The organism is Pseudomonas sp. NMS19W (assembly GCF_051554255.1).
In the GTDB taxonomy this organism is placed as follows: Bacteria; Pseudomonadota; Gammaproteobacteria; order Pseudomonadales; family Pseudomonadaceae; genus Aquipseudomonas; species Aquipseudomonas kribbensis.
The window spans coordinates 4,905,089-4,921,052 of the sequence record NZ_CP136718.1 but is presented as its reverse complement, the minus strand read 5'-3'; the positions used below and the strand labels follow the sequence as shown (position 1 = coordinate 4,921,052).

Genomic DNA, 15,964 nt, shown 5'->3' with positions numbered 1-15,964 from the left:
TTTTGTAATGAGTCTGGCAACTAAGCTCTGTCCCCATCGCCAAGCACGGCATTCGAACAGCGGAGCAACCCATGATCGGCTTCATCACTCTCAAGCGCGTTTTACTGGCCACCGCCACCCTCGGCTTTGCTGCTCACGCGGCGGCTGCGAACCTGAGCCTCGACGTTTACAACCCGGGCACCAACGCGATCTTCCCGGTGACCTCGGTGCTGGTCAGCGGCGAGAAGGACGCGATTCTGGTAGACGCGCAGTTCGGCAAGTCCCAGGCCGAGCAAGTGGTGGAAAAGATCCGCGCCAGCGGCAAGCAACTGACCACCATCTACATCAGCCACGGTGACCCGGATTACTACTTCGGTCTCGACACCCTGACAAAAGCCTTCCCGAATGCCAAGGTGCTGGCCTCGCAGCCGACCGTTGATCACATCAAGCAAACCGTCGACGGCAAACTCGCATTCTGGGGCCCGAAAATGGGCGCCGACATGCCGGCCAAAACCATCGTGCCGGGCGTGCTCAAGGGCGACAGCCTGATGCTAGAAGGGCAGAAGCTGCAGGTGGTCGGCCTGGAAGGCAAGCAACCGGATCGCAGCTTTGTGTGGATTCCTTCGCTGAAAGCTGTGGTGGGTGGTGTCGTCGTTGCCGAGAACATCCACGTCTGGATGGCCGATACCCAGACTGCACAATCCCACGCCGACTGGCTGGAAACCCTGCACTCGATCGAGACCCTGAAACCGAAAACCGTGGTGCCGGGTCACTACTTGGGTGACAGCGCCCGTTCGCTGGCTGCCGTGAAGTTCACCGCCGATTACATCAAGGCCTTCGACGAGGAAACCGCCAAGGCCAAGGACTCTGCCGCGCTGATCGCCGCAATGAAAAAACGCTACCCGAAACTGGGCGAAGAAAGCTCCCTGGAGCTGAGCGCCAAAGTCGCCAAGGGCGAAATGAAGTGGTAACCCGATTCTGAAAAACGCAGCACTCTCAAGCCAACTGGAGAATGTCATGAGCAAGATCGCAATCATTGGTGCCACCGGCCGTGCCGGCAGCCAATTGCTGGAAGAAGCCCTGCGTCGCGGCCACAGCGTCACCGCCATCGCCCGGGATACCTCGAAGATCGGCGCCCGTGCCGATGTGGTCAGCAAGAACGTCGACGTGCTGGATGCCGCCGCGCTGCAAGCGGCAGTCGCCGGTAACGATGTGGTGATCAGCGCCGCGCATTTCGCCACGGTGCCGGCCAGCGCGCTGATCGGCCCGGTGAAACAGGCCGGGGTGAAACGCTTGCTGGTGGTCGGCGGTGCCGGTTCGCTGCTGCTGCCGGACGGCACCCGCGTGATCGACAGCGCCGGTTTCCCGGCCGAGTACAAGGCCGAGGCCAGTGCCGGTGCGGCGTTTCTTGATGCCCTGCGTCAGGAGAAGGAACTGGACTGGACATTCCTGTCGCCGTCGGCGCTGTTCTTCGAAGGCGAGCGCACCGGCAAATTCCGGGTCGGCAAGGATGACTTGCTGGTGAGCGCCGAAGGCCAGAGCTCGATCAGCTTTGCCGACTACGCGATTGCGCTGATCGACGAAGTGGAAACGCCGAAGCATTCGCGTCAGCGGTTTACTGTCGGTTATTGAGGGGTTGGGTGGTTTTCGGGATTTGTGTCTGATCCGAAAGCCGGCCCTCACCCTAACCCTCTCCCGGAGGGAGAGGGGACTGATCGTGGATTTCTTTGGAGTTACATCGACCTGAAAGGTCGCACCGAATCCATAATCGCCCAGATTTTTCAGGTCGATGTATTACGTAAGACACCTCGGTCAGTTCCCTCTCCCTCTGGGAGAGGGTTAGGGTGAGGGCAAGGCGTCACCGCGTATGAGCCTGCTCAACCAACCACCCCATCAACTCCTGCAATTTCGCCGACGGCTCCGACGCCGGCGCCACGATGTAATAGCCCAATCCTGTCTTAACCTTCAGATCGAACGGCATCACCAGTCGTCCGGCGTTCAAGTCATCGCCGATCAACGACCAGTCTCCAATCGCCACCCCGGTCCCGTGGGACGCCATCGACATCGCCTGATCCAGCGTCTCGAAATGCTGACCGCTGCTGATGTTGCTCAAGTGCAGTTCGGCAGCTTCAAGCCATAGCGTCCAGTCGTCATCGGTGTGAGTCGGATGCAGCAGCAGGTGTTGTTGCAAGTCTGCCGGCGTGTGCAGTGCCGGGCCACCGTTGAGCAGCGTTGGCGAACAGACCGGCGTCAGTTGTTCATCGAACAGATGCAGCGTGGCAGGGGAGTCGTGGGGCGCGGTGCCGTAGATCACTGCGGCGTCGAACTGCTCGCGATGAAAGTCCACGCCGTGTTGCAACGACGCCGTGAGTTTCACCGGCACGTCCGGGCGCTCGCGCTGCCATTGCAACAGGCGTGGCAACAACCAACGCATCACGCAGCTCGGGGCCTTGAGTTGCAGGGTCTCGCGCTTGGCACCGATCTGCTCCATCGAGTCGCCGATCAGGCTGAACACCTGCTGCACCCGTGGCAGCCATTCGCGACCTTCGGCCGTCAGTTCCAGGCCCCGGGCCAGGCGAATGAACAGCTCATAACCCAGATGCTCCTCCAGCCCGGCGATCTGCCGGCTCACCGCACCTTGGGTGATGTGCAACTGCTCGGCGGCCCGGGTGAAGTTGCAGCACTGCGCGGTGATCAGAAACGTGTGCAGGGCGGGCAGGGGAGGCAGTCGTTTCATGTGGATCCAAGGTATGACGTGAGGACATGGCTAGTATGAGCTTTTATCGATTGTTGCGGCTACGGGTCGCCCGTTTCAATGAGGCCAATCACCGGTTCCCTCAAGGCCCGGTGCCTCAACGAACAAGAAGGGCAAAGACATGGCGACGTGTGGCGAAGTACTGGTCAAGTTACTCGAAGGTTACGGGGTCGAGCAGGTGTTCGGCATTCCCGGGGTGCATACCGTGGAGCTGTATCGCGGGCTGGCCCGTTCGAGCATCAACCATGTGACTCCACGTCACGAGCAAGGCGCCGGTTTCATGGCCGACGGCTACGCCCGCACCAGCGGCAAACCGGGTGTGTGCTTCATCATCACCGGCCCGGGCATGACCAACATCACCACGGCCATGGGCCAGGCTTACGCCGATTCGATCCCGATGCTGGTGATCTCCAGCGTGCAGTCGCGCAGCCAATTGGGCGGCGGTCGCGGCAAGCTGCATGAACTGCCGAACCAGAGTGCACTGGTCGGTGGCGTGGCGGCGTTCTCCCACACGCTGATGTCGGCGTCCGAATTACCGGGCGTATTGGCCCGTGCTTTCGCGCTGTTCCAGGCCGGACGTCCGCGTCCGGTGCACATCGAAATTCCGCTGGACGTGCTGGTCGAAGAGGCCGACGAGCTGCTGAGCAGCGTGCCGGTCAACATCGACCGCGCCGGTGCCGCGCCGGCCGCCGTGAGCCGCATGACCGAACTGTTGGCCGGCGCCCAGCGTCCGCTGATCCTCGCCGGTGGCGGCGCCATCGACGCGGCTGCCGAGCTCACCGAACTGGCTGAATTGCTCGACGCGCCGGTTGCCCTGACCATCAACGCCAAAGGCATGTTGTCGTCCAGCCATCCGCTGCTGATCGGTTCGACCCAGAGCCTGGTCGCGACCCGCGCCTTGGTGGCGGATGCCGACGTGGTGCTGGCGATCGGCACCGAACTGGCGGAAACCGACTACGACGTCACCTTCGCCGGCGGCTTCGAAATCCCCGGCAAGCTGTTGCGCGTCGATATCGACCCAGATCAGACCGTGCGCAACTACCCGCCACACGTGGCGCTGGTCGCCGACTCGCGAAACGCGGCGCAAGCGCTGCTCAGCGCGCTGTCGCACAAGCCGCTGGCCGAGCGCCGCAACGATTGGGGCCAGGTACGCGCCGCCCGTCTGCGTGAAGACCTGGCCGCAACCTGGGACGCGCCGACCCTGGCCCAGACCCGTTTCCTCGAAACCGTGCTGCACGAACTGCCGAATGCGGTGTTTGTCGGCGACTCCACGCAACCGGTGTACACCGGCAACCTCACGTTCAACCCGGAGCGTCCGCGCCGCTGGTTCAACTCGTCCACCGGTTACGGCACCCTCGGTTACGCCTTGCCGGCGGCAATTGGCGCGTGGCTCGGCGGCCACCTCGAACACGGCGCCCGTCCGCCGGTGGTGTGTCTGATCGGTGACGGCGGTCTGCAATTCACCCTGCCGGAACTGGCCAGCGCCGTGGAAGCGCGCACGCCGGTGATCATCCTGCTGTGGAATAACCAGGGTTACGAAGAGATCAAGAAATACATGGTCAACCGCGCCATCGAACCGGTCGGCGTGGACATCTACACCCCGGACTTCATCGGTGTGGCCAAGGCCCTGGGGTGCGCGGCGGAAGCGATCAGCTCCGCCGAACACCTGCGCGGTGCATTGCGTGCCGCCACTGATCGTCAGGGCCCGACCCTGATCGAAATCGACCAGACCCAATGGATGAAGGCGGTGGCCAAATGATCAATTTCCCGACCACACTCGACGGCCTGTACATCAACGGCCAATGGTCCGCCGGTCGCGAACACCTGCGCGTGATCAACCCGGCCACAGAAGCGCTGCTGACCACGGTCAATGGCGGTGACGAAAGCGCCGTCAATCAAGCTGTAGCGGCTGCGACTGAAGCCTTCAAGGACTGGTCGAAAACCACCGGTGCCGAGCGCGGCGCGATCCTGCGCAACATCGCCAATGGCGTGCGCAACGGTCGTGATCACTTGATGAAGTTGCAGTCGAGCAACAACGGCAAACCGCAGTTCGAAGCGGGCATCGATGTCGATGACGTGATCGCCACCTTCGAGTACTACGCCGAACTCGCCGAAGGCCTCGATGCGAAACAGGACAGCGATGTGCCGCTGCCCAGCGACGACTTCAGCGCGCGCTTGCGCCGCGAGCCGTGCGGTGTGGTCGGGCTGATCGTGCCGTGGAACTTCCCGATGGTCACCACCGCGTGGAAACTCGCGCCAGCCTTGGCCGCCGGTTGCTGCGTGGTGCTCAAACCGTCGGAAGTCACGCCGCTGCCGGAGCTGGAACTGGCAGCAATCATCGCCGAGTCCGGCCTGCCCAAAGGCGTGTTCAACCTCGTCTGTGGCACGGGGCTGGCGGTCGGTGCGCCGCTGTCGGCGGACCCGCGCATCGCCAAGATTTCCTTCACCGGCAGCAACGCCGTCGGTGTGCAAGTGATGCAGCGTGCCGCCGAATCCGTGAAGGGCGTGAGCCTGGAACTGGGCGGCAAATCCTCGCTGCTGATCCTGGAAGATGCCGACCTTGATCTCGCAGTAGAGCTGGCTTGCGGCGGCGGTTTCTTCAATGCCGGGCAGATGTGCTCGGCCACCAGCCGGGTGCTGGTCGCCGATGAGCTGGCCGATGAATTCCTGATTCGTTTGCAGGCCCGTGCGGAAAAAATCCGTGTGGCCGACCCGTTCGATCCTGAAGTCGAGATGGGCGCGCTGGTCAATCAGGCGCAGTACCAACGTGTGCTCGGTCACATCGACCGTGGCCTGAGCGCTGGTGCCAAGCTGATCTGTGGCGGCAATCGTCCCGCCGATCTGCCGCGCGGATATTTCTTGCAGCCGACGATCTTCACCGAAGTGCCCCTCGACAGTGCGCTGTGGTGTGAAGAGATCTTCGGCCCGGTGATTTGCGTGCGCAGTTTCGCTTCGGAAGCGGAGGCGATTGCCCTGGCCAACGACAGTCAGTTCGGTCTGGTCGCCAGTGTGGTCACGCGCAATGCCGAGACCGCGGATCGGGTCGCCAACGCCTTGCAGGCGGGGCTGGTGTGGCTCAACGCACCGCAGGTGATCTTTCCGCAGACGGCGTGGGGCGGCTACAAACAGAGCAGCATCGGCCGCGAGTTGGGGCCGTGGGGCCTGGCGGCATTCCAGGAAATCAAGCACGTGATCCGCGCACTCTGAATGCCCGAAAAAGGTCAGCGCATGCCTCGCAACGAGGCATGCGCCGGCGTCATGGCTCCAATGAGTTTTTATCGATAGTCAGGTGTTTTGCACGACCTCAGGATGAACCCGCTGATCACGCTCAAACCCTTTGAAACCGGGGGCTTGAGCGGTTCCGATCACGCACGGCAAGGGTTGCGGTCAATCTCATACTTACAAGAATAATGGGAGTCCCAAATGGGCGAGCACGATCTGAACAGGCGTCAATTCATCAAAACCGTCGGCGTGGCCTCGGTGGCAGCGGCGGCCATGAGCATGCCCTTCATCCGGGCCAGTGCCAGCGACACCCGTTTTGCCGGCAAGACCCTGCGCCTGCTGACCTGGTCCGATGACACAGGCCTGGCCGCACTGCGCAACATCGCTGCAACGTTCGAAGCCAAGACCGGCGCCAAAGTGATTGCCGACCGCACCGGCAGTACGTCGGAAATGGTCGCCAAACTCAAGGCCGGCGGTGATCGTCCGCAGTACGACATCATTACCCTGGCCGGGGTCGGCGCCGAAGGTCTGGCCGCTGCCGGACTGCTGGAAAAACCCGATCTCAACCGTATTCCCAACCTGATCGACGTCCCGGAAAAATACCGCACCGGGGCCAACGGTCACGGCATCGGTTACCTGCTGTGGTGCAACAGTCTGGTCTACAGCACCCGCACCCAGAAGGAAGCGCCGGACAGTTACGCCGCGCTGTGGGACGCCGATCTGGCACCGAACATTTTCCTGCCACCGCCGAACTGGACCGAGGCGATGGACCTGATCATCATCGCCGCCAAACTGGCCGGTGGTGACGAGCACAACATCGAACCGGGCTTCAAGAAGCTCGCCGAACTCAAGGAACGCGTGGTGACCCTGGGCGAAAACCCCAACCAGATCGCCGAGCTGTTCCGCACCGGCTCCCTAGACATGGGCGGCCTCTACGCCCCGGCGTTTTTCCCCAAGCAGATCCGCGATCCGAACTACGGCCTCGGCGCCACGTTCGGCATGAAGGAAGGTTTCTACACCGACCTGATGCTCTCGGTAATGCCGAAGAACCGTCCGGGCGACACCGACCTGGCCTACGCCTTCATCGACCACTCCCTCGACCCGCTGGTGCAGGGCAAGATGGCCGAAGACATCTTCAACGGCCCGGTCAACGCCAAGGCGATCATCTCCGCCGAAGCGCGCAAGAGCCCGTTCATCCTCACCCCGGAGCAGATCGCGGAGAAGGCGATCATGCACGACAACGCCTTCCTGGCGACCGTGCATGACCAGTGGATTCGTCGCTACACGGAAATTTTTTCTTCCTGATCCGAAACACCACAAATCCAATGTGGGAGCGGGCTTGCTCGCGAATGCGTCGGCACATCCAACATCAATGTGACTGATACACCGCTTTCGCGGGCAAGCCCGCTCCCACAGGGTTCGCGGTGGTTTGGAGATCTGTGTTTGTCTGCTGCTTTCCATTGACGAGATCATTGCTATGGAACATCAATCCCTGACCCAACCGGTCGGCGCGGGTGACGTGCGCCCGGTGCGCGGTGTTTCACCGACTGCGCGGGCGTGGTTTTTCCTCACGCCGTCGATGCTGTTTCTCGGCGTGCTGATTGCCGCCAGCCTGCTGGTGCTGCGCATGAGCGTCGGCACCAAGGGGGCGGAGTGGTCCGGTTTCAGCCTGGCCAGTTACGCGCAGTTGCTCGAACCCTACTACCTCAAATCGCTGTTGCTGACCTTGCGTCTGGCGCTGATCAGCGCGGTGATCGCCGTGGTGCTGGCGATCCCGGTGGCGTACACCATGTCGCGCCTGACCTCGCCATTCGTGCGGCGGATCTTTCTGGCGGCGGTGCTGTTGCCGTTGCTGGTCAACCTGTTGCTGCAAAGCTACGGCTGGCTGGTGATCCTCGGCCCCGGCGGCATGCTCAACCAGACCCTGATGGGCCTCGGTCTGATCAAGCGGCCGATCATGTTGCTGTACAACCAGAACGGCGTGTTGATGGGTCTGGTACAGACCGCGTTCCCGCTGGCCGTGCTGCCGATTGCCAGCGCCATGCGCGGTGTCGCCCGCAGCTACGAAGAAGCCGCCGCGACCCTTGGTGCCAGTCGTTTTCAGGTGTTCCGTCAGGTGGTGTTGCCGATGAGTCTGCCGGGGATTATCACCGGCGCGACTCTGGTGTTTGCCTACAACGCCAGCAGCTTTGTGGTGCCGTTGCTGCTCGGCGGTCGACGTGTGCCGATGCTCGCGGTGATGGTGCATGACCAGATCGCCCCGCTGATGAACTGGCCCGCCGCGTCCGCCGCCGGGGTGGTGCTGATCGTCACCACCCTGGCGATCATGACCTTGTCCGAATACATCACCGGCCGCCGTCGCCGTCTGCTGGAGGCTTCGCAATGAGTGCCCTGATCAAGAAGCGCCAGTCGCTGTTGCCGGGCGATACCGGAAAGTTCGCCGGCATTCTTTCCGGGATCATCTTGTTCCTGGCGGTGTTGCCGATCCTGACCATGATCGTGATGTCGTTCAGCGGCGCGTCGAACCTCGACTTCCCGCCGAGCAGCTACAGCCTGCAGTGGTACAAGGCGGCGTGGCACACCTTCGTCTCGCCGGACGCCAGCGATGTGCTGAGCCTCGGCCAGGCCATGGGCACCAGTCTGCTGGTGTCGTGCCTGACGATGATTTTCGCCACGCTGATCGCGGTGCCGGCGGCTTATGCGCTGACCCGTTGCGAGTTCCGTGGCAAGGGTGTGGCGCTGCAACTGATGTCGCTGCCGCTGGTGTTTCCGATGGTGGTGCTGGGGCTGGCCTTGCTGCTGGTATTCGACAGTCTGCCGTTCCACATGACTACGTCGCGTCTGGTGATTGCCCACGTGATTCTGGCGCTGCCGTTCGTGGTGAAGAACTGCACGGCGGCCATGCTTTCCATCGGCAGTGAAGTCGAAGAGGCGGCGCAGATGCTCGGCGCTTCGCCGCTGCGGGCGATTGTCGATGTGGTGGTGCCGTTGATGAAATCGGGGATTCTGGCGGGGATGCTGCTGGCGTTCATCGTCTCGTTCAACGAATTCACCGTGACCTATTTCCTCTACACCATCGACGTCATGACCGTGCCGATCTGGATGTACAGCCGCACCGTGTCATCGCTCGACCCTACCGTGTTCTCGTTTGCCGTGCTGATCGTGCTGATCGACTTCGTCCTGATCTGGGCGCTGGAGAAGCTGGTGGGCGAGGGCGGCGTTTCCTTTTGATTGTGAGGTGCAAGATGACTGGACTGATTCTGGAAAACGTCGAGAAACACTACGGCTCGGCCTGCGCGGTAAAAGACGTCAACCTGCATTTGCCCGAGGGCAAACTGGTGTGCTTCCTCGGCCCGTCGGGCTGCGGCAAGACCACCTTGCTGCGAATGATCGCCGGGCTGGAAACCCTCACCGGCGGCGAAATCCGCCTGGACGGCGAAGACATCGGCCACACCCCGGCGCACCTGCGCAACTTCGGCATGGTGTTCCAGTCGCTGGCACTGTTCCCGCACATGACCGTGGGCGAGAACATCGCCTATCCGCTGAAACTGCGGGGCGTGAGCAAGGCTGATCAACAGGCGCGGGTAGTGGAGTTGCTGGAACTGATCCAGCTGCAAGCGATGATCGACCGTCCGGTGGCGAAACTCTCCGGCGGTCAGCGTCAACGGGTGGCGATTGCCCGGGCGATTGCCTCGCACCCGAAAATCCTGTTGCTCGACGAACCTCTGTCGGCGCTGGACGCCAAATTGCGCGAGTCGATGCAGGTGGAAATCCGCCAACTGCAACAACGCCTGAACATCACCACGATCATGGTCACCCACGACCAGCGCGAGGCCATGACCATGGCCGATATCGTGGTGGTCCTCGGTGAACATCGGGTGCAGCAGGTGGGCACGCCGATTGAAATCTATCGGCACCCGGCCAACGAATTCGTCGCGGACTTTATCGGCTCCGGCAATATCTTCCCGGCCACCGCACTGGGCGATGGCAAGGTCGTGCTGCCCGGCGGTGATGCCCTGCAAGTGCCTATCTGCAGCAGCATCGTGGTCGGGCAGAAAGTCAAAATGCTGATCCGCCCGGAAGACCTGCAACTGTCGGCGCCCCAGGCCACGGCGGGCAATCGTCTGCTGGGCAAGGTGACGTTCGTGCGCGATATCGGCGCGACCATCGAGACCACGGTGGAATGTTCCGGGGTGACCTTCACGGCGCTGAGCACGCCGTGTCAGGGCATCGGGCTGGGGATCGGGCATCCGGTGTCGGTGACGTTGCCGAGTGAGGCCTGTCGGGTGCTCGGCGCCTGATCAGACACTCAGCCGAAGGCGCGCCAGATCCCTTAGTGGCGGCGCGCCGAACAACCGGCTGTACTCGCGGCTGAACTGCGACGGGCTTTCATAACCCACCCGATACCCCGCCGCCGAAGCTTCCAGCCCCTCAGCCAACATCAAACGCCGCGCCTCCTGCAGACGCAGCTGCTTCTGATACTGCAACGGACTCATCGCCGTCATCGCCTTGAAGCGGTGATGCAGGGTCGAGACGCTGAGGTTCACTTCCTTCGCCAGATCATCGATGCGCAACGGCTGTTCGAAGTTGCCGTTGAGCCATTTGATCGCCTGGCTGATGCGGTGGCTCTGGCTGTTGGCGATGGCGATTTCGTACAGCCGATGGCCCTGCGGGCTGCGCAGCAGGCGATAGAGAATTTCCCGGCGGATCAGCGGCGCGAGCATGGCGATGTCTTTCGGCGTGTCGAGCAGTCGGGCCAGGCGCAACACCGCATCGAGCATCGCGCTGTCGATCCTTTCCACATACAGACCGCGCCCGGTCGGCCGGGTCGGCACGCCCATGGGGCCGGCATCGGCGATCAGCGCGGTGATTTCCGCAGGGTCGATGTCCAGGCGCACGGCGAGGATCGGCTCCTCGGGCGAGACATTCACCACCCGCCCGCTCAACGGCATCGAGACCGAGACCACCAGATAATTCAGCGGATCGTAATTGAAGTACTCGTCCGCCAGCCGCACCTCCTTGCGACCCTGGGCCATGATGCACAGCGCCGGTTGCGCGAGCACCGGGGCGAAATCGTGGGATTTGGTGTGGCGCGACATGAACAGCGAGCCGACGGCGGTGGCATAACTGCCATCTTCGGAGGTGTTGCGACGAATGATCGTCGCCAGTTCCTCGCGCTGTTTTTCCATGTCAGCTGCCATGTCGGCATCGGGCGGCGCCTGAAAACGATCGAATGACGTCATGCACAGCCTCCTCGGCAAGGGATGGAATGGGAGCAGAGCATAAGTTTGTGCAAGCGCAAGCGGTAGACACATCCTGCGAAATGCTTGCCTGATCCTGCATGGCGTTGTGTGCCTGCCCAGACATGACAGGGCGCATCCCGGCAAACTTGCTCGAAACCGGTGTGACAGGACGGTGACAGCAATTCACGATCTGTTACAGGTCTGAATGACAGTCTCGCAGGATTGTGCAACGCGACGGCAGGAATCGACTAACGGCGAGCATTGCCCGGCCCTTAACCTTGGATCCTGTCGCAGCCCGTCCCCGGCTGCCACGCGACTCCTGGGAGGGTTGAACATGTCCAAGCAGATTCCCGTCAGTCATATGGCCTTCGTTCGAGCGCGCGCCGGGCGCTCGGCGGAACTCGGCATGCGCCTCAGCGCGTTGATCGAACCATCCCGCGCCGCCGCCGGTTGCCTGAGCTTTTCCTTGCAGCATTCGCAGTGTGATCCGGAGCTGTGGCTGGTTTCCGGTTTCTGGAATAACCAGCAGTCAATGACCGCTTACTTCAGCAGCCCGTCGATGGAAGTGTTTGCCGAGCTGGTGCAGGACCTGGTGGTCAACAGCCTGGATTTCCACACGTTTAAAGACGTGTCGGCAGCGCAGGCGCTGGGCCAGAGTTGCGCGCCGATACACAAACTCGCCGGTTGAGGGTTTAATGGCCGGCCTATCTGACTGAGCCAGGACCTGCGACATGGCACGTAAAGAGTTCGAACACTTCGAAGCGGTTTCCGCTGTAGTCCCCGTCGAATTGGGCAGCAACAAGGGTTATTTCGCGGCAATCGCGGTTAAGGCCCTGGTTGACGGCGGTGCGCCACGCTTTCACAAACTGTTGAATGACCAGGTATTCCCTGGCGCCATTGCCGCCGATGAAGCGGCCATCAATGAGCTGGACAAGCTCAAGGGCGTCACTGATGACGCCGAGCTGATCTGGTAACTCCGTTTACTTGACGGCGCCCGGGCGCCACATCTTGAACAATGCCTCCGGCCCCAGCTGGAAGTAATCCGCCGGCCCGCCGCCGCGCAGAATCGGTTCTGCGGCGGCGGTGTCGTAGATCCCGTCCTTCAACAGCCATTTGGCAATGTGCACGGCGACCACCTCACCGAGCACCAGCCAGCTCGGCACCGTCTCGCCGTCGGCGCGCTGCAACTGAATGATCTGGGTGACCTTGCACTCGAAGGACACCGGGCTTTCGGCCACGCGCGGCACGGCAATCACCTTCGACGCCACCGGCGTCAGACCCGCCAGTTCGAACTCGTTGACCTCCGGCGCGACCGCCGCGCAGCTCTGGTTCATCTGCTCGGCCAGTGGGCGGGTGGCGAGGTTCCAGACGAACTCGCCGGTCTGCTCGATGTTGTTCAGGCTGTCTTTGCGCCCGACGCTGGAGAACCCGATGATCGGCGGAATGTAGTTGAACGCGTTGAAAAAGCTGTAGGGCGCCAGATTCAACCGGCCCTCGGCATCCTGCGAAGAAATCCAGCCGATGGGACGCGGACCGACAATCGCGTTGAACGGATCGTGGGGCAGACCGTGGCCGTTGGCCGGTTCGTAGAAATGGATGTCATCGGGCATGGCGGGGTGTTCCTGAAGGCTTTTATAAGCGGCCAATAGTGCAAGCCCGGTCCGCGAAGATCAAATCCCGACCTTTGGAAATGAACAAGCCCGGCAATGGCCGGGCTTTGGTGTCTGCATTCTGCCGATCAGCTGATGGCAGCGGCGGTACCGGTTTTATCAAAACCGTCGGCAGCGATGGCAGCAGCAGTGCCGGTTTTATCGAAACCGTCGGCAGCGATGGCAGCAGCGGTGCCGGTCTTGTCGAAACCGTCGGCTGCGATGGCAGCAGCAGTACCGGTCTTGTCGAAGCCATCGGCAGCAACGGCTTTGCCGACGTTGGTTTTATCGAAACCATCGGCAGCGTAGGCGCCCGAGTGGCTGGTTTCGATGGCGGCGCTGGCGCCGTTGATGAAATCGGCGGATTTGGTTTTGTCCGAACCATCGGCGGCGAAGGTGTTGGCAGCCAGTACGGACAGGGTCAGGGCGATGATCAGTTTGGTTTTCATGGTCGTTCTCCAGATTCGATATTCGTTGGCGGTGTGTCTTGCATGGAGTTCATGCTACGCCAACTAAATTGATTAAAAAGCGCAAAATAATGCTAAAAACAATCGATTAACTTGATATTAAGGGCGGCGCATTGAATTCGTCTCGTCGTGGGAGCGAGCGACGCGCAGTCAATCGATCAGGTAGGTGCAGGATGCGGCAGGGGCATTAACCGGTGATTAATCGCCGCTTTTGGCGTGTGTGACAGATTTTTCATACATTCCCGACCGGTTTTTCACCCGCGTAACGCCAGTCTGCCGGCGGCCAGAAAACCAAGAACCGGCCGTCACACACTGGAGCTTTACCTGCAATGAACAAACTGCCTCAAATCACCCTGGCCTTCTGGGTCATGAAAATCTGCGCGACGACCCTGGGGGAAACCGCGGGGGATTTGCTGTCGATGACCCTCAACGTCGGCTACGCCATGAGCTCGCTGATCCTGATCAGCGTGTTCGTCCTGACGCTGGTCACGCAACTGATGTCCAAGACTTACAAGCCGCTGCTGTACTGGATCGTGATCCTGTCGACCAGCACCGCCGGCACCACCATGTCCGACTTCATGGACCGCACGCTGGAGCTGGGTTACGCCACCGGTTCCATGATCCTGATCGCGATCCTGCTGGCGATCTTCGCGGCGTGGCGCCTGAGCGGCGACTCGCTTAACGTCACCAAGGTGCAGAGCTTTCGCGGCGAGATGTTCTACTGGATGGCGATCCTGTTCTCCAACACCCTGGGCACCGCGCTCGGCGATTACCTGGCGGACGACTCGGGCCTGGGCTTTGCCGGTGGCGCGCTGTTGATCGGCTCGGCGATTGCGGTGGTGGTACTGCTCAAGTACTTCACGAAGATTTCGTCGGTGGCGCTGTTCTGGGTGGCGTTCGTGCTGACCCGGCCGTTTGGCGCGACCCTGGGCGACTTGATGACCAAGTCCCACGAGAAAGGCGGACTGGACTTCGGCACCATCGGTTCGTCGGCGGTGCTGGCAGGGATTCTGCTGGTGATGATCGTGGGCGCGTCTTATGCGCAGAAGCGCTATGGCAGCAAACAGGGCGTTGCCGAGTTGTCCTGATGGGGAAATCGGACAGGTAAGAAACGCGCGAAGGTCTTGCACCTTCGCGCGTTTTTTTTTGCGATCAGTCAGTGACGATGCGCGAATGTTTCTGGGTGTCTTTCATGGTGATGTACACCAGCAGGGACACCGCGATGCACGCGGTCACGTACCAGTAGTAACCGGTTTCCATGCCGATGCTCTTGAACCACAGCGCGATGTATTCGGCGGTGCCGCCGAAGATCGACACGGTCAGTGCATACGGCAGGCCGACGCCCAGGGCGCGGATTTCGGTCGGGAACAGCTCGGCCTTCACCACGGCGTTGATCGAGGTGTAGCCGCTGACGATGATCAGCGCCGCCATGATCAGGAAGAACGCGCCCCACCAGGTCTGGATGGTGTGCAGGGTCATCAGGATCGGCACGGTGAAGATCGTGCCCAGCACGCCGAAGGCGATCAGGATCGGACGACGGCCGATCTTGTCGGACAGGCCGCCGATGATCGGTTGCAGGCACATGAACAGGAACAGTGTGGCAGCGGAAATGGTGGTGGAGTCGGAGATGCTCATGCCGACGGTGTTCACCAGGTATTTCTGCATGTAGGTGGTGTAGGTGTAGAACGCCAGCGTCCCGCCCATGGTCAGGCCGACCACGGTGAGCAGTTCCTTCGGATGGCGCAGCAAGGTGCGCATGGCGCTTTCCTTGGACTTTTCCTTCTTGGTGAACGACTCGGTTTCTTCCATGCCGCGACGCAGGTACAGCGCGACGATGGCGCACAGCGCGCCGATGGCGAACGGAATGCGCCAGCCCCAGGCGTACAGTTGCTCGGTGGTGAGCATGTTCTGCAGCACGATCAACACGCCCAGCGCGATGAGCTGGCCGGAGATCAGGGTCACGTACTGGAAGCTGGAGAAGAAGCCGCGACGCTCCTTGGTCGCCATCTCCGACAGGTAAGTGGCCGAGGTGCCGTATTCGCCACCGACCGACAGGCCTTGCAGCAGACGGGCGAACACCAGCAGGATCGGTGCGCCGATGCCGATGGTTTCGTAGTTCGGGCTCAGGGCAATCAGCAGGGAGCCGAAGCACATCAGGTACACCGAGGCCATCAGTGCCTTTTTACGACCGACCTTGTCGGCGTACAGGCCCATCAGCCAACCACCGATCGGGCGCATCAGAAAGCCCACGGCGAAGATCGCGGCGGTGTTCATCAATTGCGCAGTGGTGGAACCGGCGGGGAAGAAAGTCTTGGCGAAGTACAGCGAGAAGGCGGCATAGACGTACCAGTCGTACCACTCGACCATGTTGCCGACTGAACCGCTGAAGATCGACTTGATGCGACTGGCGGTGGTTTTTTCTTTGACCGGCACGGCAGCCGACCCAAGAGGCAGGGCGTTGGAGTTATCCATTGAAGGATCCTTCGTTTAATTGTTTTTGTGGAGCGCGTTGAAACGCAGCCTGCGGGGGCTATAGCAGGAGCTGTGCCAACGGGGGGAGGGCCGGTTTAGAGGGGGTGGGGCGATGGGGTGAGCGGAAATCCGCTTATTGATGAGTGTTTGTGAGCGGAAAGTTGCTTATTGGGGCGC

Annotated in this window: 16 protein-coding genes; 11 read left to right on the top strand and 5 right to left on the bottom strand. The window is 61.6% G+C overall.

Annotated elements, in window-relative coordinates; genetic code table 11:
* Nucleotides 1-71: 71 nt before the first annotated feature.
* Together R1A29_RS22525 and R1A29_RS22520 are read left to right on the top strand one after the other, a co-directional pair.
* A complete protein-coding gene (locus R1A29_RS22525) occupies nucleotides 72-950 on the top strand; it encodes an MBL fold metallo-hydrolase (protein ID WP_438299633.1) in 879 nt (292 codons plus the stop codon).
* Nucleotides 951-996: 46 nt separating this feature from the next.
* A complete protein-coding gene (locus tag R1A29_RS22520; protein ID WP_438299632.1) occupies nucleotides 997-1,611 on the top strand; it encodes an NAD(P)-dependent oxidoreductase in 615 nt (204 codons plus the stop codon).
* Between the two features lie 226 nt (nucleotides 1,612-1,837).
* Here the strand turns inward: R1A29_RS22520 and R1A29_RS22515 are convergent, their stop codons facing one another.
* Nucleotides 1,838-2,716: a LysR substrate-binding domain-containing protein gene (locus R1A29_RS22515; protein ID WP_085709569.1), complete on the bottom strand. Its 879-nt coding sequence runs from the start codon at nucleotides 2,714-2,716 to the stop codon at nucleotides 1,838-1,840.
* A 139-nt stretch (nucleotides 2,717-2,855) separates the two neighbouring features.
* Here R1A29_RS22515 and R1A29_RS22510 point away from each other — a divergent pair, with 139 nt between their 5' ends.
* The 6 genes from R1A29_RS22510 to R1A29_RS22485 all read left to right on the top strand — a co-directional run bounded on the left by R1A29_RS22510 (nucleotide 2,856) and on the right by R1A29_RS22485 (nucleotide 10,257).
* Nucleotides 2,856-4,493, top strand: coding sequence for a 5-guanidino-2-oxopentanoate decarboxylase (locus R1A29_RS22510; RefSeq protein ID WP_438299631.1), 1,638 nt, complete (start codon nucleotides 2,856-2,858; stop codon nucleotides 4,491-4,493).
* A complete protein-coding gene (locus R1A29_RS22505) occupies nucleotides 4,490-5,941 on the top strand; it encodes an aldehyde dehydrogenase family protein (protein ID WP_438299630.1) in 1,452 nt (483 codons plus the stop codon). The genes R1A29_RS22510 and R1A29_RS22505 overlap by 4 nt, the downstream gene beginning before the upstream one ends.
* Before the next feature lie 216 nt (nucleotides 5,942-6,157).
* A complete protein-coding gene (locus R1A29_RS22500) occupies nucleotides 6,158-7,261 on the top strand; it encodes an ABC transporter substrate-binding protein (RefSeq protein WP_085730221.1) in 1,104 nt (367 codons plus the stop codon).
* Nucleotides 7,262-7,433: 172 nt separating this feature from the next.
* Nucleotides 7,434-8,342, top strand: a complete 909-nt coding sequence (locus R1A29_RS22495; protein WP_438299629.1) for an ABC transporter permease — start codon at nucleotides 7,434-7,436, stop codon at nucleotides 8,340-8,342.
* A complete protein-coding gene (locus R1A29_RS22490; protein WP_007960165.1) occupies nucleotides 8,339-9,187 on the top strand; it encodes an ABC transporter permease in 849 nt (282 codons plus the stop codon). Before R1A29_RS22495 ends, R1A29_RS22490 begins: the two co-directional genes overlap by 4 nt.
* 14 nt (nucleotides 9,188-9,201) lie before the next feature.
* A complete protein-coding gene (locus tag R1A29_RS22485; RefSeq protein WP_096818382.1) occupies nucleotides 9,202-10,257 on the top strand; it encodes an ABC transporter ATP-binding protein in 1,056 nt (351 codons plus the stop codon).
* Here the strand turns inward: R1A29_RS22485 and R1A29_RS22480 are convergent, their stop codons facing one another.
* Nucleotides 10,258-11,199, bottom strand: coding sequence for an AraC family transcriptional regulator (locus R1A29_RS22480; RefSeq protein WP_438299628.1), 942 nt, complete (start codon nucleotides 11,197-11,199; stop codon nucleotides 10,258-10,260).
* A gap of 334 nt (nucleotides 11,200-11,533) precedes the next feature.
* Here R1A29_RS22480 and R1A29_RS22475 point away from each other — a divergent pair, with 334 nt between their 5' ends.
* Entirely contained in the window at nucleotides 11,534-11,887 is a 354-nt protein-coding gene (locus R1A29_RS22475; RefSeq protein ID WP_085709576.1) for a putative quinol monooxygenase, read from the top strand.
* A 43-nt stretch (nucleotides 11,888-11,930) separates the two neighbouring features.
* Nucleotides 11,931-12,173, top strand: a complete 243-nt coding sequence (locus R1A29_RS22470; protein WP_065258578.1) for a hypothetical protein — start codon at nucleotides 11,931-11,933, stop codon at nucleotides 12,171-12,173.
* 6 nt (nucleotides 12,174-12,179) lie between these two features.
* Here R1A29_RS22470 and R1A29_RS22465 read toward each other — a convergent pair whose 3' ends face one another.
* Both R1A29_RS22465 and R1A29_RS22460 read right to left on the bottom strand, forming a co-directional pair.
* Nucleotides 12,180-12,809: a flavin reductase family protein gene (locus R1A29_RS22465; RefSeq protein WP_085709577.1), complete on the bottom strand. Its 630-nt coding sequence runs from the start codon at nucleotides 12,807-12,809 to the stop codon at nucleotides 12,180-12,182.
* Between the two features lie 128 nt (nucleotides 12,810-12,937).
* Nucleotides 12,938-13,297 (bottom strand): hypothetical protein, encoded by a 360-nt coding sequence (locus tag R1A29_RS22460; RefSeq protein WP_438299627.1) that lies wholly within the window; start codon nucleotides 13,295-13,297, stop codon nucleotides 12,938-12,940.
* A 347-nt stretch (nucleotides 13,298-13,644) separates the two neighbouring features.
* Between R1A29_RS22460 and R1A29_RS22455 the strand changes: the two genes are divergently transcribed.
* Nucleotides 13,645-14,403 (top strand): COG4705 family protein, encoded by a 759-nt coding sequence (locus tag R1A29_RS22455; protein WP_192552273.1) that lies wholly within the window; start codon nucleotides 13,645-13,647, stop codon nucleotides 14,401-14,403.
* Between the two features lie 64 nt (nucleotides 14,404-14,467).
* Here the strand turns inward: R1A29_RS22455 and R1A29_RS22450 are convergent, their stop codons facing one another.
* Nucleotides 14,468-15,787 carry an MFS transporter gene (locus tag R1A29_RS22450; RefSeq protein WP_438299626.1) on the bottom strand — a complete coding sequence of 440 codons (1,320 nt, stop codon included), beginning with the start codon at nucleotides 15,785-15,787 and terminating at the stop codon, nucleotides 14,468-14,470.
* Nucleotides 15,788-15,964 lie beyond the last annotated feature (177 nt).

Bases quoted from the DNA above. Each gene is read 5' to 3' on its own strand.
- R1A29_RS22450 (WP_438299626.1), bottom strand. From the start codon at position 15,787: ATGGATAACTCCAACGCCCTGCCTCTTGGGTCGGCTGCCGTGCCGGTC.
- R1A29_RS22475 (WP_085709576.1), top strand. From the start codon at position 11,534: ATGTCCAAGCAGATTCCCGTCAGTCATATGGCCTTCGTTCGAGCGCGC.
- R1A29_RS22505 (WP_438299630.1), top strand. From the start codon at position 4,490: ATGATCAATTTCCCGACCACACTCGACGGCCTGTACATCAACGGCCAA.
- R1A29_RS22510 (WP_438299631.1), top strand. From the start codon at position 2,856: ATGGCGACGTGTGGCGAAGTACTGGTCAAGTTACTCGAAGGTTACGGG.
- R1A29_RS22485 (WP_096818382.1), top strand. From the start codon at position 9,202: ATGACTGGACTGATTCTGGAAAACGTCGAGAAACACTACGGCTCGGCC.
- R1A29_RS22490 (WP_007960165.1), top strand. From the start codon at position 8,339: ATGAGTGCCCTGATCAAGAAGCGCCAGTCGCTGTTGCCGGGCGATACC.
- R1A29_RS22480 (WP_438299628.1), bottom strand. From the start codon at position 11,199: ATGACGTCATTCGATCGTTTTCAGGCGCCGCCCGATGCCGACATGGCA.
- R1A29_RS22515 (WP_085709569.1), bottom strand. From the start codon at position 2,716: ATGAAACGACTGCCTCCCCTGCCCGCCCTGCACACGTTTCTGATCACC.
- R1A29_RS22465 (WP_085709577.1), bottom strand. From the start codon at position 12,809: ATGCCCGATGACATCCATTTCTACGAACCGGCCAACGGCCACGGTCTG.
- R1A29_RS22460 (WP_438299627.1), bottom strand. From the start codon at position 13,297: ATGAAAACCAAACTGATCATCGCCCTGACCCTGTCCGTACTGGCTGCC.
- R1A29_RS22495 (WP_438299629.1), top strand. From the start codon at position 7,434: ATGGAACATCAATCCCTGACCCAACCGGTCGGCGCGGGTGACGTGCGC.
- R1A29_RS22525 (WP_438299633.1), top strand. From the start codon at position 72: ATGATCGGCTTCATCACTCTCAAGCGCGTTTTACTGGCCACCGCCACC.
- R1A29_RS22520 (WP_438299632.1), top strand. From the start codon at position 997: ATGAGCAAGATCGCAATCATTGGTGCCACCGGCCGTGCCGGCAGCCAA.
- R1A29_RS22455 (WP_192552273.1), top strand. From the start codon at position 13,645: ATGAACAAACTGCCTCAAATCACCCTGGCCTTCTGGGTCATGAAAATC.
- R1A29_RS22470 (WP_065258578.1), top strand. From the start codon at position 11,931: ATGGCACGTAAAGAGTTCGAACACTTCGAAGCGGTTTCCGCTGTAGTC.
- R1A29_RS22500 (WP_085730221.1), top strand. From the start codon at position 6,158: ATGGGCGAGCACGATCTGAACAGGCGTCAATTCATCAAAACCGTCGGC.